We start from the raw sequence: 21,492 nt of genomic DNA, 5'->3' as shown, positions 1-21,492 counted from the left end.
CGTTTCGCCTTACCTCGCACGGGAGGATCCCGCCCTCTTGACCTGGCAGCCCGCTCTCTCCGGTGCCGCTGTGCGCGTCGTGCGCGCGGTGGCCGGGAGGCGTGCACTCCAGGCGGCGTTGCTGCTGGGCGGGTTGCTCGTGCTCGGACTGCTCTGCGGGCAGCGCGCGCAGGCGGCGGAGCAGGCGCCGACGGCACCCCTGACGAAGGCCACGGCCACGGTGGCGAGCGCCTCGGCGGAGACGCCGTCGCTTGCGCCCTCGGCGACGCGTCCTGCGTCGAGGGCCGTGGACGCGCGCGTGGTGCGGCCCGTCGGTGAGGTGCGGGACGCCATGACGGCGGGCGTGCACGACGCGGTGGGCATCGACGAGACGGCGGGCATCGACGACGCGGCGGCTACCGTGAAGACGCTGCCGGTCCCGTCGGCCCCCCAGCCGCTCCCCGCGCTTCCGGCGCCGCCCGCGTTGCCGCAGGCGCCGTCGCTGCCTGCTCTTCACCGGGCCCCGCAACTGCCCGTGCCCTCCGCACCCGGCATTGACGGCGGCGGTGTCTCTGCCGGCCACAGTGCAGCACCCGCGCCGGCCGGACCCGTGTGGGCCGCCGACGCTTCGGCGTTCCGCGCCCACCGCTCCGGCCCGGTGGCCGCGTCGGCACAGCCCCGGCCCCGCCACACAGCGCACCTCCTCTCCACTCGCCCCCTCTCCGCTCATCCCTTCTCCGCTCAACCCGGCCGGGACACCGTGCCGCAGGGGCCTGCCGACGGTCCGAGTGGTGCCGTGGTGGGCGGGTCGGCCGCCGGTGACGGCACGCCCGGGCACGGGGACGCGTACGCGGTCACGCCGCGCGACCGGCTGCCGTTGCCGGCGCGGGCCGGAACCGCGGCCCCGGGCGCCGCACCTCGGATCCAGGACAGGTACCGGGACATCCCCGTCTTCCCCGCCTAGGCAGACCTTCCCCCGCCGTGGACCTGCCGCGCGGGGGCGGCACAGGTCTGCCCGCTCCTCCGGACGCCCCGCCCTGCGCGGCGCTGCCGGACGGATGATCCCGAACCCCAAGCCCCACTCCACGGCGCAGCCCACCCCCGAGGTCACCGACCCGGAGGTGCGCGGCCGCGCCGCTCCAGAACCCGAAGGATCCGAAGCACGCATGAACAAGAACATCCGCCGCTCCATCGTGATAGCCGCCGGTGTCACCGGCGCGTGGGCGCTCGGCTCGGCCGTGGCCAGCGCCGACGAACTGCCCGCCCCGTCGGTGTCCGCCCCGGACGCCACGGCCGACGCCGGTGACACGCTCGGCGCGGTCACGGACACCGTCGACACCGTCCTGGCCACCTCGCACGGCACCGTCTCCGCGCTGACCGGCACGGCCCAGGACGCCACCGCCACGGTCACCGGCACCACCGCCCCGGCCACCACCCGGGCGACGTCCACGGCGACCGGCCTCCTCGGCGGTGCCGCCGTGCACACGCCCGCGTCCACGGCCGACCAGGCCCGCCACTACGTCGACGCCGAGGTCGCCACCGCGCACACCCCCCGGCTGCGCGGCGCGCAGGCCATCACCGGCGCCCAAGCGGCCCACGCCGCGAACACCGCGCACGCGGCGCACAGCACGGCCGCGCACGCCGCCGAGCAGCTGCCGCACACCCCGCAGGACGGCATCGACTACCTCTTCGGTCCGCTCGCCGCCTTCGCCCCCGAGCTGGAGCAGGCGCTGGCCACCGCGCAGACCAGGCTCCAGGGCGTGCAGGCGACGGCGCACAGGACGCAGGACGTCGACGGCGCCGTACGGACGACGGCGCGGCCGGTCGTGGCGGGCGCGGGCCGCGGCTCGGCCGCCGCGCAGCGTGAGGCCGATGATGTCCGGACCGCCGCCCTGGCCTCCGTCTCCGCCGTCCCCGGGCATGTCACCGGTGCGGTCGACGGGGTGGAGCAGCGGGTGCTCGGCACGGTCGCCGAGGTTCCCGGCACGGTGACGCCGGTGGTGCGGGAGACGGCGTCCGCGGCGCTGCCGCCGGTTGCGGGCGCGGCCGTCGACGGTGCCGTGCCGCTCGCGGGCCGGGCGGTGGCGGGCGTGACGCCGCTCGCCGGAGGTGCCGTCCACGGAACCGCCCGCGTCGCGACCGACGCGGTGTACGGCGTGACGCCGGTCGCCCGCCACGCGGCGCAGGGGGTCACCGGAACCGCCGGGGACGCCGTCGCGGACGCGTACCCGGTCGTCGGCGGTGTGCCGTCGTACGCCACCGGGCTCGTCGGGCAGGTGGGCCAGGGCGCCGCGGACGCCGTGCTGCCGCCGGTGGCCCACACCGCCGTGAACGGTGTGGTGCCGGTCGCCGGGCAGGCCGTCGCCGACGCGGGTGCGCTGGGGTACGGGGCCGAGGGCGACCTGACGCCGTTCGCCGGCCGGGTCGCCGGGCAGGTGCCGCCGCTGGCGTACGGCGTGACCGGGCAGGCGGGTGACTTCGCCCAGGGCGTGACCGGCCAGGTGCAGCCCCTGGCCGCCGGGGTCACGGGCGCGGCGCAGCCCGTCGTGGACGTCGTCCGGCCGGTCGTGGACGGGGTGGCGGACAGCGTCACCGGGTCGGCGTACGGCGTCGCGGGTGACGCCGCACCGTTCGCGGGCGGCGTCGCCGGGCAGGCGGGCGCCTTCGCGTACGGGGTGACGGGTGACGTCTCGCCCTTCGCGCAGGATCTGTCCGGGACCGTGCAGGCCACCGGCGTCCCGCTGGCCGGGCATGCGGCGCACGGAGCCGGGGGAGTGGCGCGGTCCGCCACCCCCGGGTATGTGCATGACACTGACGGGGTATTCGGGCAGCAGGCACCGCACCGCATGTGAGAAGCGGGCGCCGCGCCGCACCACAGCGGCGGGCGCCCGCCGCACGCGCCCGATCCACCGCGCCGCGAGGCGACCGGCGTCGGGCAACCGGCACACCGCGAGGCGACCGGAGCCGCACGGCAACCGGCACACCGCGCGGCAGCCGGCCGGCGCGTCACCGACTCCGCGGGGGCGACGGACCCGGATGACCGAAAACCGTCGGCCCATCCGGTGGCACCCCCGCGGTACGGAGGCCGGACGGTCCCCATTGGGGTGGGGATCGTCCGCCTCACGTCCCGCACCGGACCGTAGGGCCGGCGCCGGGGCTGCTCAGGGACCTCACCGGGTCAACCCCAGCCCGGTGAGGTCCCGCACCGCATGGCACGCCGTGCCGTGAATCGCGGCATCATGTGACGGGTATCACCGCTGAGGTGTGACCTCCGATTTAGAGCCGAAACGCCAGCGGGGATAACCTGCGAGACGGACATGCCGCGCGCTCGGACACCGTGTGCGCCTCCCTTGTGACAAGCGGACGTCACGTTGCCCTTCGCGGCACGCCCACGCATCCAACGAACCGCGAGATCACTGATAGGGACGGAAGCGCGTGGACCTGTTCGAGTACCAGGCGAGGGACCTCTTCGCCAAGCACGATGTACCGGTGCTGGCCGGTGAAGTCATCGACACGCCTGAGGCGGCCCGCGCAGCCACTGAGCGCCTCGGTGGCAAGTCCGTCGTCAAGGCCCAGGTAAAGGTCGGCGGCCGTGGCAAGGCCGGTGGCGTGAAGCTCGCCGCCACCCCGGACGAGGCCGTCGCCCGCGCGACGGACATCCTCGGCATGGACATCAAGGGCCACACGGTCCACAAGGTCATGATCGCCGAGACGGCTCCGGAGATCCTGGAGGAGTACTACGTCTCCTTCCTCCTCGACCGTGCCAACCGCACCTTCCTCTCCATCGCGTCCGTCGAGGGCGGCATGGAGATCGAGGAGGTGGCGGCCAGCCGCCCCGAGGCCGTCGCGAAGATCGCGATCGACGCCATCGACGGTGTGGACGAGGCCAAGGCCCGCGAGATCGTCGAGGCCGCCAAGTTCCCGGCCGACGTCGCCGACAAGGTCGCGAACGTCCTCATCAAGCTGTGGGACACCTTCATCAAGTCGGACGCCCTCCTCGTCGAGGTCAACCCGCTCGCGAAGGTCGCCTCCGGCGAGGTCATCGCCCTGGACGGCAAGGTGTCGCTGGACGAGAACGCCGAGTTCCGTCACCCCGAGTACGAGGCGCTCCACGACAAGGCGGCGGCCAACCCGCTCGAGGCCGCGGCCAAGGAGAAGAACCTCAACTACGTCAAGCTCGACGGCGAGGTCGGCATCATCGGCAACGGCGCGGGTCTCGTGATGAGCACCCTCGACGTCGTGGCGTACGCCGGTGAGAACCACAAGGGCGTCAAGCCCGCCAACTTCCTCGACATCGGTGGCGGCGCCTCCGCCGAGGTCATGGCGAACGGCCTGGAGATCATCCTGGGCGACCCGGACGTCAAGTCCGTGTTCGTCAACGTCTTCGGCGGCATCACCGCCTGCGACGCCGTCGCCAACGGCATCGTGCAGGCCCTGGAGCTCCTCGAGAGCAAGGGCGAAGAGGTCACCAAGCCGCTGGTCGTCCGTCTCGACGGCAACAACGCCGAGCTCGGCCGCCAGATCCTGGACGACCGCAACCACCCGCTCGTGCAGCGCGTGGACACCATGGACGGCGCGGCCGACAAGGCCGCCGAGCTGGCTGCTGCCGCGAAGTAAGGGACGAGGTCACACAACACCATGGCTATCTTCCTCACCCAGGAATCCAAGGTCATCGTCCAGGGCATGACCGGCTCCGAGGGCCAGAAGCACACCAAGCGCATGCTGGCGTCGGGCACCAACATCGTCGGCGGTGTGAACCCGCGCAAGGCCGGCACCACCGTCGACTTCGACGGCACCGAGGTCCCGGTCTTCGGCTCCGTCAAGGAGGCCATCGACAAGACCGGCGCCGACGTCACGGTCATCTTCGTCCCGGAGAAGTTCACCAAGGACGCGGTCGTCGAGGCCATCGACGCCGAGATCCCGCTGGCCGTCGTCATCACCGAGGGCGTCGCCGTGCACGACACGGCGTCCTTCTGGGCGTACGCCGGCAAGAAGGGCAACAAGACCCGGATCATCGGCCCGAACTGCCCCGGCCTGATCACCCCCGGTCAGTCGAACGCCGGCATCATCCCGGCCGACATCACCAAGCCGGGCCGCATCGGCCTGGTCTCGAAGTCCGGCACGCTGACGTACCAGATGATGTACGAGCTGCGTGACATCGGCTTCTCGACCTGCGTCGGCATCGGCGGTGACCCGATCATCGGCACCACCCACATCGACGCCCTGAAGGCCTTCCAGGACGACCCCGACACCGACCTGATCGTCATGATCGGCGAGATCGGCGGCGACGCCGAGGAGCGGGCCGCGGCCTTCATCAAGGAGAACGTGACCAAGCCGGTCGTCGGCTACGTCGCGGGCTTCACCGCGCCGGAGGGCAAGACCATGGGTCACGCCGGTGCGATCGTCTCCGGCTCTTCTGGCACCGCACAGGCCAAGAAGGAGGCCCTCGAGGCCGCCGGCGTCAAGGTCGGCAAGACGCCGACCGAGACGGCCAAGCTCGCCCGCGAGATCCTGGCCGGCTGAGTTCCCGACTCACCGTAGGCAGGCCCGTCCCCGTCATGGGGACGGGCCTGCCGGCGTTCGAGCAACGACGGCACATCACGAGCACACGGCCACCGCACCCACTCAGGGGCGGGGGGCTCTGTTGGACATGCGGCTCCGCCGCGCGGCCGCGACCGGCCACGACGGACCCGCACCCGGCGAACGACCAGGAACCGCACGGCGGGAAGCCGCTCACCAGCCCGACGGAGTCAACCGCTCCGGCCCACTCTCGGCAGAGTCCCGCAACTTCGCCCGCAGCTTCACCTCCGCCTCCGACAACGGACCCGGCGCCGTCTTCGGCGGCACCCCCCGTACCGCCTCACCAGGGGCGACAGGCGGCTCGTACTGCGTGGGGGCCGAGCGGAGCGTGAGCGCCGTCGCTCCGATGATCGCGACCGTGAACGCGATCGCCGTCCGTGTCCAGAACAGGGCCCGGCGTTCACCCCCGCAGCGCACCCGTGTCGGCCGCGGAGCGCGCAGCCGCTCCGTCGCGGCCACCTCCGCCAGCCGCCGGTGCAGCACGTCCGGATCGCCCAGCTCCGGCAGGGTCGCGGCGAGCGCCTCACGCGCGTGGATCAGGCGGTGCGCGGTCGCCGGCGTGCTCGCCTCCGTCTCCGCCGCGGTCTCGGGCAGACCGAGGCCGACCCCGTCGTGGAGCAGCAGGGTGCGCCGGTACGACGGCGGGAGCTTCAGGAGTACGTCCATCAGCGCGCGGTCGGCCGGGGCGGCCGGCGGTGGCTCGGGGTGGCGGTAGCGGGGGCGGAACCGGTGCCACGGGGAGAGCGCGTACTCGTACACCGCCATCCGCACCCAGCCCGCCGGGTCCCGGTCCCGGGCCACCTCGGGCCAGCGCTCCCAGGCCCGCTGGAAGGCCCGCTCCACGGACTCCCGGGCCAGTTCCCGCCGCCCGGTGAGCAGATACGCCTGCCGGACCAGCGCCGGGGCGCAGAAGGCGTACAGCGCGTCGAAGGCCTGAGCGGGCGTCAGGGAGCCGGGTCCGGCGACGGCCGCCGGATTCGGCTCCGCCTCCGCGGCGACCACCACCGTGGAGGCCCCCGACGACGTACGTCCCACGGAGGCCACGGTCACCTTCGCGATCGCACCGGTCTCCTGAGCCCCCGTCACCGGCCCGCCGCTCCCCGACAGCGACTCCAGCAGTGTCACGTACGCCTCCCGCTGCGGGCCCCGGGGAGTCGTACGGCCGGACTCCCACGCACGCACCGCACCCTTGGACACGCCCAGCCGTGCCGCGAGCTGAGCCTGCGTCAGCGAGGCCGCCTCGCGCAGGCGCCGGCGTTCCTCGGGCGGAGGGAGCGGGTTGGCAGGGCACTGCTTCACCGGACACCCCTTCGTACGAAAAAGAACATAAACGTATATTGAGCGACACAACGGAGCTTCGCCTGTTACGCCCGGAAAGCGCGTGTCGTTGGGAGCATGGCGGTCGTGATCCAGATGACCGACCGCCGAACGTCGTTGCCCCGCCTGCTCCGCCGGAGGCGCGGCCGCTCGTCCGGGCTGGCCGCGAGCCTGCTGGGCGGCGCGGTCGCCGCAGGCCTGGGCCTCGGCTCGCTCGCCGTGCTCGTGCTGGCGCTGTGGATCAGCTCCCCCTATCCGGACAGCGGACCCGGCGGCGCCCTGCACATCGCGGCCGCCCTGTGGGTCCTCGGGCACGGCGCCGAACTCGTCCGCACCGACACCCTCACCGGCGTTCCCGCCCCCGTGGGGGTGACGCCGTTGCTGCTCATGGCCGTGCCCGTCTGGCTGCTGCACCGGGCGGCCCGCGACGCCGTCTACGGCCATGACGGCGTGGAGCCCGTCGCCGGCCGCACGGCCTTCACCGGCGTCGTCCTCGGCTACCTCGGCGTCGCCGCGGCGGCCCTGCTGTACGTGTCCTCGCGCGGGGAGCTGAGGCCGTCCTGGACCTGGCCGGGCCCCGTCATGCTGCCGCTCCTCGTCGTCACGGCGGCCGGCGCGGGGGTGTGGACGGCGCACGGCCATCCCCGCGAGCCCGTGGAGAGCGTGCTCGTGATGCTTCCGGGCCCGGTGCGGCGGCTGCTGCTCGGCACGGACGGACGGGCCCGGCTGGGCGCGGCCGCTCGCGCCGCGTGCGCCGGTGCGGCGGTGCTGTCCGGGGGCGGGGCGCTGCTGGTGGCCGTGTCGCTGGTGTGGCACAACGGGGCGGCCCGCGGATCGTTCCTGCAGCTGACGGAGGGCTGGTCGGGCCGGTTCGCGGTGCTGCTGCTGTGCCTGGTGCTGGTGCCGAACGCGGCCGTGTGGGCCGCCGCCTACGCACTCGGCCCCGGTTTCGCCCTGGCCGTCGGGCACCTCACCAGCCCGCTCGGCTCGGATCCGGCCCCGCTGCTGCCGCCGTTCCCGCTGCTGGCCGCGGTCCCTGCGGGCGGACCCGGAACCCCGCTGCACTGGGCCACGGCGGCGGTGCCGCTGGCGGCCGGGGTGACGGTGGGCTGGTTCCTGGCGGTGGCGGCGACCGGCACCGACCGGGTCGCGCTGCCGGGCGGCGCGTGGGCGCCGGGCCGGACGGCCGGGGCCGCCGTCCTCGCCTCCGTCCTGTGCGGGGCGCTGCTGGCCGGCCTCGCGGCGCTGGCGGGCGGCCCGCTCGGGGTGGCGGCGCTCTCCCGCTTCGGTCCGATGGGCTGGCAGGTGGGCGGGGCGACCGTTCTGTGGATCGCCGTGGCGGCGATCCCGGTGGCCCTGGCCCGGCGCGCCTGGCGCGGCCGCTCGCGCAGGACGGGTGCCGGGGGCCCGCAGACCGCTACCGCGGCGGCCGAACGCACCGGGTCCGGCGGCAAGCTGACCTCCGCCGCTGCGGCCGTACGGCCCAGGATCGGCGTCCCGCGCTACGAGCCGGTGCCGGCACCGGCCGGCCCGCCCGGAACCCGGCGCTCCGGCAGATGGCTGCGGTGGCGACGGCGACCGGCCCGGCAGCAGCCCACCACGGGCCGCACGCCGAACGCGGAGCCGGAGATCTACGACATCGAGACGACGAAGCACGCCTTCGCCCGGTACGACCGCGAGGACCCCGCGGACGATCCCTACACGGCCTACGGCGTGGAGAGCGCGACCACACTCCCCGGCCCGGCGTACGGCACCACCGCGCCCGCCCCCAACAAGGCACCCGGCATCGCCCCCGCCGCAGGCAGGACGACCGGCACGACCGGCACCGCGCCCGACGAGCGTGACCAGTCCGAGCCGGCCGGCCCCCTCACCGAATCACCGGCAGCACCACCGACTGCACCAGACGCAGAACCGCCGGCAGAGCCGCCCCCGGCCCCGGACGCCCCGCCGACACCATCCGCCCCGCAGGTCCCGCCGGCACCCCCCGCGCCGTAGACCCGCTCGTCAGCCCTCGCCCAGGAACCCGCGCAGTTCCGACGGCAGCAGCTGCTTGCAGGACTGCTTCGCCTCGTTGGTCAGGGCGTCACCGGTGCACGTGTAGTAGTCGCGGTAGACGAGCTGGGACGCGAAGGCCGCGGCGACCAGGGCCAGGGCGAGGGACCCCGTGACGAGGCCGCTGACCGCGGCCGTGGTCTGCGGGCGGCCGCCGCCGTCGGAGGCGCCGGACCGGGTTCTGCCGCGCAGCCCGCTGATGCCCCAGTACACGGCGAGCGCACCGAGCAGCAGCGCCACGTAGGGCCAGCCGAAGAGGGCGAAGAAGAAGGCCCACATGCCGGACAGCAGCGCGTACCGGGCGCGCCGCTGCACCGGGTCGGTGGGGTCCCAGCGCGTGGCCGGACCGCTTCCGTCGCCGCCGGCCGGCTTCTCGGGGTCGCTGCCGGGCCGCTCGCCGAAGCCACCGGCGGAGCGGTCGGGCTGCCGGTCGCTCCACCGGCCCCAGGGCGAGCCACCGCTCTGCCCGTCATCGCCCTGTCCGTTGCCGCCCCTGCCGTCGCCGCCATGTCCGCCCGCCGGGTGGCGCGGCTGCCACGGGCGGTCCGGGGTGCCCTCCGGCGGCGGCGCGAAGGGGTTGTCGTCCTCGCGGTCCTGTCCGCCGCGCCCCTGCCCGGGACCGTCGGGCGCCTCGGGCGGGGAAGTCGGCCGCTCCCGCAGCAGCACGGTGCCACGCTCCCCTGTCTGGCCCGGGTGCGGTGGGAACGTGAGGAGTCGCAGGCTGCGGTCCGGCATCAAGAGAGCGTCTTCCCCTAGGTGACATGGGCTTCCACCCCGGAAACGCACCGCGCGTCCACCGCGTTCCCGAGTAGTTTCCTCCCAGACGCTACCTGCAGGCCGCGCCCCCGTCCCGTGGGGGCCTTCCCGTGTGCCGGTATCGTTGCTGGCGGTCGGCCGCTTCGTAGACTTCCCCGTATCCCGGGGCGCGAAGCATTCGTACGAACACACAAGTGTGGATGGACGGGCCGGCCGCGCACCGTCGCTCCCCCGAGAAAGGGCCCCACCGTGGCCGCCAACTCCGTGGCCAAGCGCCTCGTCGTGCTGGTCTCCGGCTCCGGCACCAATCTGCAGGCGCTGCTGGACGAGATCGCCGCCGTCGGGCCCGAGGCGTACGGAGCCGAGATCGTGGCCGTCGGCGCCGACCGCGACGGCATCGAGGGGCTCGCCCGGGCCGAGCGGGCCGGACTGCCGACCTTCGTCGTCAAGGTCAAGGACCACGCCACGCGGGAGGAGTGGGACGCCGCGCTCGCCGAGGCCGTCGCCGCGCACCGGCCCGACCTCGTCGTCTCCGCCGGGTTCATGAAGATCGTGGGCAAGGAGTTCCTCGCCCGGTTCGGCGGGCGCTTCGTCAACACCCACCCCGCGCTTCTCCCCAGTTTTCCCGGCGCCCACGGCGTGCGCGACGCGCTCGCGTACGGCGCCAGGGTCACCGGCTGCACCGTCCACTTCGTCGACGACGGCGTCGACACCGGGCCGATCATCGCGCAGGGCGTGGTGGAGATCCGGGACGAGGACGACGAGAGCGCGCTGCACGAGCGCATCAAGGAAGTCGAGCGAAGGCTGCTCGTCGAGGTCGTGGGGCGCCTCGCCCGCAACGGCTATCGCATCGAGGGACGAAAGGTAGTTATCCAGTGACCGCCGAGAGCAACAAGCGGCCCCTTCGCCGGGCGCTCGTCAGCGTCTACGACAAGACCGGCCTGGAGGAGCTGGCCCGCGGGCTGCACGAGGCAGGCGTCGAGCTGGTCTCCACCGGCTCCACGGCCGGCCGGATCGCCGCCGCCGGCGTCCCCGTCACCAAGGTGGAGGAGCTGACCGGCTTCCCCGAGTGCCTGGACGGCCGGGTCAAGACGCTGCACCCGCGGGTGCACGCCGGCATCCTCGCCGACCTGCGCCTGGACAGCCACCGCGAGCAGCTCGCCGAGCTGGGCGTGGAGCCGTTCGACCTCGTCGTCGTCAACCTGTACCCGTTCCGCGAGACCGTCGCCTCGGGCGCCTCGCCCGACGAGTGCGTGGAGCAGATCGACATCGGCGGTCCCTCCATGGTCCGCGCCGCCGCCAAGAACCACCCCTCGGTCGCGGTCGTCACCAGCCCGGCCCGCTACGGCGACGTCCTCGCCGCGGTCAAGGACGGCGGCTTCGACCTCGCCGCCCGCAAGCGCCTGGCCGCGGAGGCCTTCCGGCACACGGCGGAGTACGACATCGCCGTCTCCTCCTGGTTCGCCTCCGCCTACGCCCCCGCGGACGAGTCGCAGTTCCCCGACTTCATCGCCTCGTCGCTGCAGCGCGCGCACACCCTGCGCTACGGCGAGAACCCGCACCAGCCGGCCGCCCTGTACACCGCCGGTGAGGGTGGGCTCGCGGCGGCCGAGCAGCTGCACGGCAAGGAGATGTCGTACAACAACTACACGGACACGGACGCCGCCCGCCGTGCCGCGTACGACCACGCCGAGCCGTGCGTCGCGATCATCAAGCACGCCAACCCCTGCGGCATCGCGGTCGGCGCGGACGTCGCCGAGGCGCACCGCAAGGCGCACGCCTGTGACCCGGTCTCCGCGTACGGCGGTGTGATCGCCGTGAACCGGCCGGTCAGCAAGGAGATGGCCGAGCAGGTCGCCGAGATCTTCACCGAGGTCATCGTGGCCCCGGACTACGAGGACGGCGCGCTGGAGGCCCTCACCAAGAAGAAGAACATCCGCGTGCTGCGCTGCCCCGACGGCCCCGCCCACCCGGTCGACGTCAAGCCGATCGACGGCGGCGCGCTGCTCCAGGTCACCGACCGGCTCCAGGCCGAGGGCGACGACCCGGCCACCTGGACGCTGGCCTCCGGCGGGGCGCTGAGCGAGGACGAGCTCCAGCAGCTCGCCTTCGCCTGGAAGGCGTGCCGTGCGGTGAAGTCCAACGCCATCCTGCTCGCCAAGGACGGCGCCTCCGTCGGCGTCGGCATGGGCCAGGTCAACCGCGTCGACTCCTGCAAGCTCGCCGTCGAGCGGGCCGGCGAGGAGCGGGCCCGGGGCTCCTTCGCGGCCTCGGACGCGTTCTTCCCGTTCCCGGACGGACCGCAGATCCTGATCGACGCCGGGGTGCGGGCCATCGTCCAGCCCGGCGGCTCCATCCGCGACGAGCAGGTCGTGGAGGCGGCGAAGAAGGCCGGCGTGACCATGTACTTCACGGGCACCCGCCACTTCTTCCACTGAGTCCGGTGCACTGAGCCCGATGCACTGACCCCGCTCAGTCGGCCCCGGCGGCACCGCCGGGGCCGTTCCGGTCAGGCTCCCCGGCGCCCGTCGGGGCGCGCCGACCACAGGGGGGAACACGGGCGACCGGATCGCCGTGTCCGAAAGACCGGAAGCAGCCCAGCCGGAAGGCGAACCGGACATGAGCTGGGGAGCGCAGGTGCTGCTGGCGCTGCTGCTGTGCAGGGGCCTCGCGGGGGGCCTTTGGCACATGGAGCAGAGCTCCGGCGGCGGCCAGGCCGCCGACCGGCCGGCGAGCTGCTCCCCGCCCAGTAACAAGTCCCTGCGCAAGGCCGCCCGGGCGGGCCGTGTCACCGGCGACCAGCTGTGCGAGGCCCTCAACCGCGCGGACCTGCCCGCGTTGCCCGGCACGCCGGCCGAGCGGAAGAAGATCCTCGGGCGGCAGGCCGCGCTGTCCTGCGACCAGACCATCGGGATCGGCTTCGACCTGGGTGGCGGCAACGCCACCGCCGCCCCCGGAGGCATCGCCCGCACCCTGGTGGTCGCCCCGGACACCAAGGACAGCGGCGGTTCCTACGAGGTCGCCGTCTGGCGGCAGGACGGCGGGCTGCCCGACGACGCGGCGCTGCTGCGGGGCGCGGAGAAGGTCCTGCCCGCCGTCCCCGGCCGGGACGGGAGCTGACGCCACGCCGGAGGGCCTCCGGCCCTCCCCCGAGGGGACCGGAGGCCGTCCGCTGCGGTGGATCAGCAGGGGCGCAGCGACCAGATCGGGTCCCAGGTGGCGGTGCCCGCCTGGTAGGCCGTCGAGGTCCAGCGGACGCTGCCGTCCTGGTTGAAGAACTTGGCGACCGTGCCCGGGGTCTGGTTGTTGGTGAACGGGCCGTCGCCGGTCCAGTTGGTGACGTTCCAGGTCTGGCACTTGTAGAAGTCGAACTTGGTGCCCCTGACCACCATGCACAGGTGGCCGTAGCCGCAGGCCAGGTCCTTCACCGCGGCCCTGCCCTTCGGCGCGGCGGTGACGGTCAGGCCGTCGTAGCGGACCTGGTCGGCGGTGACCTTCAGCGGCTTGGGGTGCCCGGCGAGCACCTGGTCGGCCGTCTGCTGGAGCGAGGTCACCCGGGTACCGGCGGGGTCGGCGGCGGTGGCCGCGGCCGTGGAGCCGGCGACGAGGGCGGTGGCCGCGATCAGCAGCGCGGCGGGCTTGACGATGTTCACGTGCGTTCCCCCTGAGAAACGGACGGTCTTGGTCGCTCCACCGGTGGTGGAGTGGTCCCACCGTCGCAGCGGCCGTCGCCCGCCGGTACCTCACACCTCTCAGGGTCACGGCTTCCCGGGCGGGGTGTACTCCTTGAGGTAGCGCGTGACACGGTCGGCGTAGGCGCGGATCGCCGGGGGAACCCCGCCCGCCGCGTTCACCTTCTTGTACGACGTCCGGTACGCGGCGGCGAGCAGGACGCGCCGGTCGCCGCGCAGGCCGGCGGGGCGCAGCAGCGGTTCCATGTAGCAGAGGTAGCGGGCCATGGCGGGGATCGACTCGGCGGGGGAGAAGGGCGGCCTGGGGGTCGCCGTGGCGGGCACGCCGTCGGCGCGGATCCACCAGCGCAGCAGACTCGGCGTCCAGCGGGCGATGCCGTACTCGCCCTCGCGGCCGGCGTGCGGGTCGGAGAGGTCCGGGTCGAAGTCGCTCTCCGCCTTCAGCATCGCGGCGATCAGCGCCGGGGTGACCTCCGGCTGGACGCAGTCGTGCGCCGAGTCGACGATCAGCCGCCGGTAGCCGACGGGTACGCCCCGGTCGGTGCGCAGTTCGGCGGCGCCGTACGCGGCGGGCGTGGCCGGGCTCTTGCCGTCGCCGGAGCCGTCCGCCCAGTCGCTGACGCCGTACCCCAGCGCCGCGGCGGCCAGCGTGGCGACGACGGCCGCGGTGACCGTGGTGCGCCGGGAGCGGCGGCGCAGCCGGGGGAGCCGACGGGGGCGTTCGGTGCCGGCCGCCGCGCTCACCCGGCGCAGCAGTTCCTCGCCGCCGACGCGCTCGGCGTGGGTGCGGGCCAGGCAGTCGCGCACGATGTCCCGCCATATGTCGGGCAGTTCGGGGGCCAGACGTAACGCGTCGGTGCCGCGGGCGTAGGCGACGGCGGCGTCGCGGCGGGCGGTCGGGGTGCCGCCGGACAGCGGGAAGGAGCCGGTGAGGACGAGGTGGGCGAGGACGCCGAAGGCCCAGATGTCGGCGGACGGGCGGATACGGCGGCCGCGTTCACCGATCTCCGTCCACAGCAGTTCGGGCGGGGTGTAGTCGGGAGTGGAGAACGCCGGGGTGTAGGCGTGGGTGCCCTCCAGTTCGGCCGCCATGTTGAAGTCGGCGAGGCGGACCGTGCCGTCCTTCATCAGCAGCACGTTGGCCGGTTTCAGATCGCCGTGCACCCAGCCCGCGGTGTGCAGTTGGTGCAGCCCCTCGCAGATCTGGGCGAGCAGCGCGGGACCGGCGGCGGGGCGCGGGGAGGCGGTGAGCAGCGCGGACAGGGAGCCCTCCGCCTTCTCCAGCACGAGCACGGTCGCGCCGTCCAGCTCCGGCCGGCCGGGGTCGTCGACGGTGAGCGTCTCGTACAGCCGGATCAGCCGCGGGTGGCGCAGCCTGCGGTGCAGGGCGATCTCCCGCTCCACGAGGTCGCGCAGGTGCGACAGGTGGCGTGGGGTGTTCGTGCCGGTCGCCAGGAACTTCAGCGCCGCCGTACGCGGCAGGCCGGGGTCGCTCGCCTCGCCGGTGCGCCGGGCCTCGTAGACGCTGCCGAAGGCGCCCGTGGCGAGCGGCGCCCGGACCTCCCACGGCCCGACCCGGTAGCCCTGGGGCACCGGTACGGCGAACGGCTCGCCGCGGCCGTTCACCGTGGCGATCCGGAGGGCGCGTTCGCACGCAGGATCACCAAGTCGTCCTCGCGGACCAGGTCGAAGCGGAGCGCCAGGGAGACCAGCGACTCCTTCTTGCCGTTCAGCCGGGGCCCGCTGTCGGCGGTGTCCGGGCCCGGCTTGAGGCGCAGCTTCACGGAGAGGTAGTCGATGTTCCACTGCACGGTGGTGCGGGAGACGGCCGGCCAGGACGGCCGCAGCCGCTCCACGACCTGGTCGACGGTGGGCAGCGGGGCATGCGGTGTGCCGCGCAGCCGCGGCTCGCACAGGGCGGCCAGGACCGCGAAGTAGCGCGTGGTGCGGTCCAGGGAGAAGGCGGGCGCGGTGGTGTCGCCGTCGCCGTCGCTGTCGGGGCGCATGTAGTCGTGGCGGGGCGCCCACACCTCGACGGGCAGCAGGTCGCCGGCCGCGGGCAGCACGATCCGCGCGAACTCGAAGGGGATCGGCGCGTCGAGCCGGCCCGGCCCGACCTTCACGTGCTCGCCGGCGCCCTCCGGGTTCTCGACGACGTAGGTCTGGTCCCGGCTGAGGTTGCTCAGTATCCAGAAGGCGCCCTGCGCGGCGATCTCCCCGGCCCTGCGGGAGACCCCCTCGTGGGGGATGCGCAGGCGGTTGGCGCGCGCGGACCGGCCGAACGTGAGCCGCTCGCCGGGGGCGAGACGGATCTGCTCGGTGGTGGATCGCTCGTCCTCCGTGGTCGGCGGAGGTACCACGATGATGCTGTACAAGGTGCGTCTCCCCGTGCCTGACAGCTCGCGGTGCCAGAGTAGGGCGAACGCACCAGGGCCGTGTCCCCCTCGTTCGGGTGAGACACGGCCCTCGGATGTGATTGGCGCGAACCGTATGGTCCGCTTCGCGTCAGTACCGCGGGCGGTTGAACCAGGCGGTGCCGCTGGGCACGACCGGCGCGGCGGTGATGATGCCGCCGAAGACCACCCACAGCAGCGGGAAGATCACCGCGGACGCCATGCCGGTGTCGAGGCCGACGAACAGCATGAGCAGTCCGACGATGGTGCCCAGCGCGCCGTAGATCACGGTGGTGATCCGCACGCCCTGGCCGCCCTTGCCGAACTTCACGCCGAGGACGATCGACAGCGTGGCCAGGCCGAGGGCGATCAGCGCCAGCACCACGATCACACCGGCCGCCATGTTGCCGGCGTCACCCAGGGAGCTGAACGGGTCGTCGGAGGAGGAGTCGAGGTCGCTGGCCGCGTCCGACACGTCGTTGACGAACGCCGCGACGTAGAGCCATGCCAGGCCGGCGAGGATCTGCACCGCGGAGATGATGTACAGGAAGACGCGGGCCGTCACCAGCAGGCCGGGCATCGACTGGGGGACCATCGCGTTGCCACCGGGGTAGCCGGGGTACGCCGGCTGCTGCGGGTAGCCGTAGCCCTGCGGCGGGACGCCGGGCTGCGGCGGGGCCTGCTGGGGGTATCCGTAGCCGGGGCCTGCGGCGGGCGGCTGCTGGGGCGGTGGCCCGTAGGGGTTGTTGGGGTCGCCGAAACTCATGGCGCGGTCCTTCCTCCGTTATGCCGAGTGCGGGGACGCGCGGCAACGCTCGGAGGAAGTTTCTACAGATGCGGTTCGTCCCCCCGGTACTGCCCGCGGCACTGTGCCCCTCATCGTTCTTTAGATCCGCGTTACTTGTCCAGCCGGATTGCACAGGCGTTGTGCAAGTGCAACATCGTCGATCAAGGCCGAGGACCGGCAGAAGGGGTGATGCTCGGCCCCGGATTGGAACCGGGGGGCGGTCATCCGGGAGGATGGGGTCATGACCGCCCAGATTCTCGATGGCAAGGCCACCGCAGCCGCGATCAAGTCCGATCTGACCGCCCGCGTGGCGGCGCTGAAGGAGAAGGGCGTCTCGCCCGGTCTCGGCACCGTCCTCGTCGGGGAGGACCCCGGCAGCCGCAAGTACGTCGCGGGCAAGCACCGCGACTGCGCGGAGGTCGGCATCGCCTCCATCCAGCGTGAACTGCCCGCCACCGCCTCGCAGGAGGAGATCGAGGCGGTCGTGCGCGAGCTGAACGACGACCCCACCTGCACCGGTTACATCGTGCAGCTCCCGCTGCCCAAGGGCATCGACGAGAACCGCATCCTGGAGCTGATGGACCCGGCCAAGGACGCCGACGGCCTGCACCCGATGAACCTCGGCCGCCTCGTCCTGAACGAGCCGGCCCCGCTGCCCTGCACGCCCAACGGCATCCTCACCCTGCTGCGCCGCTACGGCGTCGAGCTGAAGGGCGCCGAGGTCGTGGTCGTCGGCCGCGGTGTGACCATCGGCCGCCCGATGCCGCTGCTGCTGACCCGGCGCAGCGAGAACGCCACGGTGACCCAGTGCCACACCGGCACCCGGGACCTGTCCGCCCACCTCAAGCGGGCCGACATCGTCATCGCCGCCGCCGGATCCGCCCATCTGATCCGGCCCGAGGACATCAAGCCGGGCGCAGCCGTCCTCGACGTCGGCGTCTCGCGCAACGCCGAGGGCAGGATCGTCGGTGACGTCCACCCCGGCGTCGCCGAGGTGGCCGGCTTCATCTCCCCGAACCCGGGCGGGGTCGGCCCCATGACCCGCGCCCAGCTGCTCGTCAACGTGGTCGAGGCGGCGGAGCGCAGTGCCGGCTGAGGACTCGGACGACGTTCAGGTACGGGACGCGGTCAGCGCGCCCGACGCCGACGGGCGGCCGCGCCGCACCACCCGGCGCTTCCCGCTGTTCACGCGGGACACCGCGCGTCCGGAGGGCGGCGGCCGGGCCGCGGGCGGTGACGCCCCGGCGCCGGCCCGGCAGTGGCCGATGCTGGCGGTGCTCGGCCTGGTCGCGGTGGGCCTGCTGGTGACGGCACTGGGCGCGTTCCGGATCGGCACGCTGCTGATCGGTGCCGCACTGCTCGGTGGGGCCGTGCTGCGCTGGCTCCTGCCGGGCGTGGGCATGCTCGCCGTCCGCTCCCGCTTCACGGACATCGTCACCTACGGCGTGCTCGGCGCGGCCATCGTGCTGCTGGCGCTCATGGCCCAGCCCAAGCCGTGGCTGCAGATCCCGTTCCTGAAGGACACCCTGCACTACACGGTGAGCAGCAGCTGAGCCGACGCCACGGTGACCGGCCGAGGCGGCCGTCCGCACCGCCGCGGCTGCAACCGCGGCGGCAGGCCGGGCGTTTGGCTCCCCGACCGGGCGGCGGCGTCACGCCGCGGCGATGCGCGTGAACATGCCCATGCCCGACCTGGACAGCCGTGCCCAGGCGGTGGTCGTGGCGTACGAGACGGGGCTCGTCGTCCCCGGCTGCTGACGCCGCCGTACGAAACGGCGGCGGACCGTCCTCTCCCCCGAGCGGGGACGGGCCGCCGCCGGGAACAACGTTTTCGCACCGTGCGCGGCCTGTTCAACGGCTGTCAGCGCGCTGTGCCACGGAAGTGACCATTCCGCTACCGTGTCCTGAACCTGCCACACGTGCGGAACCGATTCCGCATCAGCTGTCGTCACCCGATCCGACCGGGTAGGGACGAGGGCTTGCGCGCGGAGGTGGCGATGAGCGGCTGGCGGCCGCTGCCGGACGGGCTGCCGCCTGAGGTACGGCACTTCGTGGCGCAGCTCAGGGACCTGAAGGACGCGACCGGGCTCAGCCTGGCCGCCCTGGGCGCCCGCACCGCCTACAGCAAGTCCTCCTGGCAGCGTTACCTCAACGCCGTACAGCCGCCTCCCCGGCAGGCCGTCACCGCGCTGTGCCGGGTCGCCGGGCTCTCCGACCAGGACGCCGAACGGGTCGCGGTACGCCGGGAGGTGGCCGTTGAAGCCTGGCCGCGCCCCGAGCCCGCCGCCACCGCGGACGGCGAGCCGTACCACGACGACCCGACCGTTCCCTGGTGGGAGCGGCTGGAGGAGCCGCCCCCGCCGCGCCCCGCCGGACGGCTGCTGCTCGTCGCCGTCCTGCTGCTGTGCGCCCTGCTGGTGCTCGCCGCCGTCGGAGTCGCCCTCGCCGCGTGAGCGCGAAGGATCAGCGACGTTCCGGAACGACTCACCGGACCGCGCGGCCGTCGTACGACGGGGCACGCCCCGCTGCCGCAGGCTCCCGTGCGCCCCGTCCCGGGAACCGGGATCCCCGGTGGGCGCATCCCCGTGGGCAGCCGGAACGGGCACCGCGGCACAGGGCGCCGGGCGCGGGGGAACGACCGGGCACGTCACGGGGGAAGAGGGGGAAGCAAGGCCTCGCCGAAGCAAGGGTGCGGCCGTCGCGCCGGCCGAGGTCACCGGCAGCGATCCCGGCCACCTGACCACGCTGTGGGAGCCGGCCGAACGCGCCTGGAGCCGTTCGGAGTTGCGCCACGACATGACCATGGAGGCCATTCGGATCTCACAGGCGCGCGCCGCCCTCGGTGACCTCGCGGCCCCCGAGGCGGGCGAGCTCGGCGGGCGGACGGCCCGCAAGGGCACCAGCGCCACGGCCACCCCGGTCGCCGGACCCACGGGCGTGTCCCCGACGGTGCCGCCGCAGCCGGCGGCCCCCGACGCCCGCGACAGCGCGCGGCAGAACTCGTGGCGGATGGCCGGCTACCGGGGTCCGTCCCCGGGGCCGCAGCGGCCCGCGAACAGCGCCGGCCAGCAGCGGCTGACGATGTTCCTCGCCGGGCTCGTCGGCGTGCGTACTCGTCGTCATCGCCGCGGTGTTCTTCTTCGCCGAACGCGGCGGCGGCACCAAGGACGCGGGCAGGGACGCCCACTCGTCGCCGACCGCCGGTGCGCCCGTGAACCTGCCGCCCGCCGTCAAGTGCAGCAGCGCCGGCAGCACCGGCGACACCCTCGCGTACACCCTGACGGTGGCCGTCAGGGACGCGCGGGGAGGCCACCGCCTGCGTGACGCCGGCGTCCGGGCGGAAGGCGTGCGCGAAGTGAAGAAAGAAGGGAGATCGGCCCGGGGGTGCATGGCTTGGGCCGGCGCGGGCAGGGGCACGGTATCCCCCCACGGGAGTCCGGCAACGGTACCCCCACCGGCGGCCGCCAGGTCCTCTTCTCCCCGACCGGCGGCCGCCGCCCCTTTTTCCCACCGCTTTCGCCCCCGATGTGCCAGTCTGTGGGGTGGGCCACACAGCCCCGGCCGTCCGGGATGCCGGATGCGCGATAGCCTGACCGCTGGATCTCTCTTGATACCAAGAGATCGATCATCCGCCCGGGGCAGTGACGCCCCACCGCCAGCTGTCATACGGAGAACGCCATGACCCGCACTCCCGTGAACGTCACCGTCACCGGCGCGGCCGGCCAGATCGGTTACGCCCTGCTCTTCCGCATCGCCTCCGGCCAGCTGCTCGGCGCGGACGTGCCGGTCAAGCTGCGCCTGCTGGAGATCACCCCGGCCCTCAAGGCCGCCGAGGGCACGGCCATGGAGCTGGACGACTGCGCGTTCCCGCTGCTGCAGGGCATCGACATCACCGACGACCCGAACGTCGCCTTCGACGGCACCAACGTCGCCCTCCTCGTCGGCGCCCGCCCCCGCACCAAGGGCATGGAGCGCGGCGACCTGCTGGAGGCCAACGGCGGCATCTTCAAGCCGCAGGGCCAGGCCATCAACGCCCACGCCGCGGACGACATCAAGGTCCTGGTCGTCGGCAACCCGGCGAACACCAACGCGCTCATCGCGCAGGCCGCCGCCCCGGACGTACCGGCCGAGCGCTTCACCGCGATGACCCGTCTGGACCACAACCGCGCGCTGACCCAGCTCGCGAAGAAGACCGGCACCACGGTCGCCGACATCAAGCGCCTGACCATCTGGGGCAACCACTCCGCCACCCAGTACCCGGACGTCTTCCACGCCACGGTCGCCGGCAAGAACGCCGCCGAGGCCGTGAACGACGAGAAGTGGCTGGCCGAGGACTTCATCCCGACCGTCGCCAAGCGCGGCGCCGCCATCATCGAGGCCCGCGGCGCCTCCTCCGCGGCCTCCGCCGCCAACGCCGCCATCGACCACGTGTACACCTGGGTCAACGGCACCGCCGAGGGTGACTGGACCTCCATGGGCATCCCGTCGGACGGCTCCTACGGCGTCCCGGAGGGCCTCATCTCCTCCTTCCCGGTCACCTGCAAGGACGGCAAGTACGAGATCGTGCAGGGTCTGGACATCAACGAGTTCTCCCGCGCCCGTATCGACGCCTCCGTCAAGGAGCTCGAGGAGGAGCGCGAGGCGGTCCGCGGCCTCGGCCTGCTCTGAGCCCCGCTCGGTCCGAGTAGATCTTCGGCGGCCGGTGCGCTACAGTTGATCACACACCGGCCGCCGGGAAATCCGGCGCCAGGCTGTGCGTTGGTGGTCCAAGGAAAGACGCCCCGCTTCCTGCGGGGAGATGCAGGTGCAAGGCCTGCCCGGCGCTCCGACGTACGAGGCCCGTCCCGCGTGATGCGGGGCGGGCCTCGTTGCTGTTCCCGGGCGTGCGGCCGTCCCGGCGGGGTCGGGCCGGCCGGGTCCGCTGCCCGCTGCCCCG

General features: G+C 73.7%; 18 protein-coding genes. 12 read left to right on the top strand and 6 right to left on the bottom strand.

Features of this window, described 5'->3' with window-relative positions; translation table 11 throughout:
* Positions 1–37 precede the first annotated feature (37 nt).
* The 4 genes from ACF1GV_RS26355 (at position 38) to sucD (ending at position 5,502) form a co-directional block, all read left to right on the top strand.
* Entirely contained in the window at positions 38–943 is a 906-nt protein-coding gene (locus ACF1GV_RS26355) for a hypothetical protein (RefSeq protein WP_391685293.1), read from the top strand.
* Positions 944–1,145: 202 nt separating this feature from the next.
* Positions 1,146–2,831, top strand: a complete 1,686-nt coding sequence (locus ACF1GV_RS26350) for a hypothetical protein (RefSeq protein WP_391685291.1) — start codon at positions 1,146–1,148, stop codon at positions 2,829–2,831.
* Positions 2,832–3,414: 583 nt separating this feature from the next.
* Positions 3,415–4,596: an ADP-forming succinate--CoA ligase subunit beta gene (gene sucC / locus ACF1GV_RS26345; protein WP_391685289.1), complete on the top strand. Its 1,182-nt coding sequence runs from the start codon at positions 3,415–3,417 to the stop codon at positions 4,594–4,596.
* Between the two features lie 21 nt (positions 4,597–4,617).
* On the top strand, positions 4,618–5,502 hold the full coding sequence (gene sucD / locus ACF1GV_RS26340) for a succinate--CoA ligase subunit alpha (protein WP_363265824.1): 885 nt from the start codon (positions 4,618–4,620) through the stop codon (positions 5,500–5,502).
* A gap of 210 nt (positions 5,503–5,712) precedes the next feature.
* Here the strand turns inward: sucD and ACF1GV_RS26335 are convergent, their stop codons facing one another.
* The gene (locus ACF1GV_RS26335; protein ID WP_391685287.1) at positions 5,713–6,858 is read right to left on the bottom strand and encodes a helix-turn-helix domain-containing protein; all 1,146 of its coding nucleotides are present in this window, start codon (positions 6,856–6,858) and stop codon (positions 5,713–5,715) included.
* A 96-nt stretch (positions 6,859–6,954) separates the two neighbouring features.
* On the opposite strand from ACF1GV_RS26335, the gene ACF1GV_RS26330 reads away from it, so the two are divergent.
* Positions 6,955–8,871, top strand: coding sequence for a DUF6350 family protein (locus tag ACF1GV_RS26330; RefSeq protein ID WP_391685285.1), 1,917 nt, complete (start codon positions 6,955–6,957; stop codon positions 8,869–8,871).
* Between the two features lie 9 nt (positions 8,872–8,880).
* Here the strand turns inward: ACF1GV_RS26330 and ACF1GV_RS26325 are convergent, their stop codons facing one another.
* Complete coding sequence (locus ACF1GV_RS26325; protein WP_391685283.1) at positions 8,881–9,663, bottom strand: hypothetical protein; 783 nt, start codon at positions 9,661–9,663, stop codon at positions 8,881–8,883.
* Between the two features lie 270 nt (positions 9,664–9,933).
* Here ACF1GV_RS26325 and purN point away from each other — a divergent pair, with 270 nt between their 5' ends.
* The 3 genes from purN (at position 9,934) to ACF1GV_RS26310 (ending at position 12,804) form a co-directional block, all read left to right on the top strand.
* Positions 9,934–10,563: a phosphoribosylglycinamide formyltransferase gene (gene purN / locus ACF1GV_RS26320; protein ID WP_363265828.1), complete on the top strand. Its 630-nt coding sequence runs from the start codon at positions 9,934–9,936 to the stop codon at positions 10,561–10,563.
* Complete coding sequence (gene purH, locus ACF1GV_RS26315) at positions 10,560–12,122, top strand: bifunctional phosphoribosylaminoimidazolecarboxamide formyltransferase/IMP cyclohydrolase (RefSeq protein WP_391685281.1); 1,563 nt, start codon at positions 10,560–10,562, stop codon at positions 12,120–12,122. The genes purN and purH overlap by 4 nt, the downstream gene beginning before the upstream one ends.
* Before the next feature lie 181 nt (positions 12,123–12,303).
* On the top strand, positions 12,304–12,804 hold the full coding sequence (locus ACF1GV_RS26310) for a DUF6215 domain-containing protein (RefSeq protein WP_391685279.1): 501 nt from the start codon (positions 12,304–12,306) through the stop codon (positions 12,802–12,804).
* A gap of 62 nt (positions 12,805–12,866) precedes the next feature.
* On the opposite strand, the gene ACF1GV_RS26305 is transcribed toward ACF1GV_RS26310, so the two are convergent.
* The 4 genes from ACF1GV_RS26305 to ACF1GV_RS26290 all read right to left on the bottom strand — a co-directional run bounded on the left by ACF1GV_RS26305 (position 12,867) and on the right by ACF1GV_RS26290 (position 16,535).
* Positions 12,867–13,337: a hypothetical protein gene (locus tag ACF1GV_RS26305; RefSeq protein WP_363265831.1), complete on the bottom strand. Its 471-nt coding sequence runs from the start codon at positions 13,335–13,337 to the stop codon at positions 12,867–12,869.
* A gap of 105 nt (positions 13,338–13,442) precedes the next feature.
* Entirely contained in the window at positions 13,443–15,002 is a 1,560-nt protein-coding gene (locus ACF1GV_RS26300) for a protein kinase (RefSeq protein WP_391685277.1), read from the bottom strand.
* Complete coding sequence (locus ACF1GV_RS26295; protein WP_391685275.1) at positions 14,999–15,751, bottom strand: FHA domain-containing protein; 753 nt, start codon at positions 15,749–15,751, stop codon at positions 14,999–15,001. The genes ACF1GV_RS26300 and ACF1GV_RS26295 overlap by 4 nt, the downstream gene beginning before the upstream one ends.
* A gap of 130 nt (positions 15,752–15,881) precedes the next feature.
* Complete coding sequence (locus ACF1GV_RS26290; RefSeq protein WP_391685273.1) at positions 15,882–16,535, bottom strand: hypothetical protein; 654 nt, start codon at positions 16,533–16,535, stop codon at positions 15,882–15,884.
* Positions 16,536–16,797: 262 nt separating this feature from the next.
* Between ACF1GV_RS26290 and ACF1GV_RS26285 the strand changes: the two genes are divergently transcribed.
* The 4 genes from ACF1GV_RS26285 (at position 16,798) to ACF1GV_RS26270 (ending at position 21,224) form a co-directional block, all read left to right on the top strand.
* Positions 16,798–17,652: a bifunctional methylenetetrahydrofolate dehydrogenase/methenyltetrahydrofolate cyclohydrolase gene (locus ACF1GV_RS26285; protein WP_363265836.1), complete on the top strand. Its 855-nt coding sequence runs from the start codon at positions 16,798–16,800 to the stop codon at positions 17,650–17,652.
* Entirely contained in the window at positions 17,642–18,109 is a 468-nt protein-coding gene (locus tag ACF1GV_RS26280; protein ID WP_391685271.1) for a DUF3017 domain-containing protein, read from the top strand. Before ACF1GV_RS26285 ends, ACF1GV_RS26280 begins: the two co-directional genes overlap by 11 nt.
* A gap of 444 nt (positions 18,110–18,553) precedes the next feature.
* Positions 18,554–19,009, top strand: a complete 456-nt coding sequence (locus tag ACF1GV_RS26275; RefSeq protein ID WP_391685761.1) for a helix-turn-helix domain-containing protein — start codon at positions 18,554–18,556, stop codon at positions 19,007–19,009.
* Between the two features lie 1,225 nt (positions 19,010–20,234).
* Positions 20,235–21,224, top strand: a complete 990-nt coding sequence (locus ACF1GV_RS26270; protein WP_391685269.1) for a malate dehydrogenase — start codon at positions 20,235–20,237, stop codon at positions 21,222–21,224.
* The last annotated feature ends 268 nt before the right edge of the window (positions 21,225–21,492 follow it).

It is taken from the genome of Streptomyces sp. NPDC014006 (assembly GCF_043088925.1).
Lineage (GTDB): Bacteria > Actinomycetota > Actinomycetes > Streptomycetales > Streptomycetaceae > Streptomyces.
This window is presented reverse-complemented; position numbering and strand designations above follow the sequence as displayed.

Bases quoted from the DNA above. Each gene is read 5' to 3' on its own strand.
- ACF1GV_RS26350 (WP_391685291.1), top strand. From the start codon at position 1,146: ATGAACAAGAACATCCGCCGCTCCATCGTGATAGCCGCCGGTGTCACC.
- sucD (WP_363265824.1), top strand. From the start codon at position 4,618: ATGGCTATCTTCCTCACCCAGGAATCCAAGGTCATCGTCCAGGGCATG.
- ACF1GV_RS26330 (WP_391685285.1), top strand. From the start codon at position 6,955: ATGGCGGTCGTGATCCAGATGACCGACCGCCGAACGTCGTTGCCCCGC.
- ACF1GV_RS26325 (WP_391685283.1), bottom strand. From the start codon at position 9,663: ATGCCGGACCGCAGCCTGCGACTCCTCACGTTCCCACCGCACCCGGGC.
- ACF1GV_RS26310 (WP_391685279.1), top strand. From the start codon at position 12,304: ATGAGCTGGGGAGCGCAGGTGCTGCTGGCGCTGCTGCTGTGCAGGGGC.
- ACF1GV_RS26290 (WP_391685273.1), bottom strand. From the start codon at position 16,535: ATGAGTTTCGGCGACCCCAACAACCCCTACGGGCCACCGCCCCAGCAG.
- ACF1GV_RS26285 (WP_363265836.1), top strand. From the start codon at position 16,798: ATGACCGCCCAGATTCTCGATGGCAAGGCCACCGCAGCCGCGATCAAG.
- ACF1GV_RS26275 (WP_391685761.1), top strand. From the start codon at position 18,554: ATGAGCGGCTGGCGGCCGCTGCCGGACGGGCTGCCGCCTGAGGTACGG.
- ACF1GV_RS26270 (WP_391685269.1), top strand. From the start codon at position 20,235: ATGACCCGCACTCCCGTGAACGTCACCGTCACCGGCGCGGCCGGCCAG.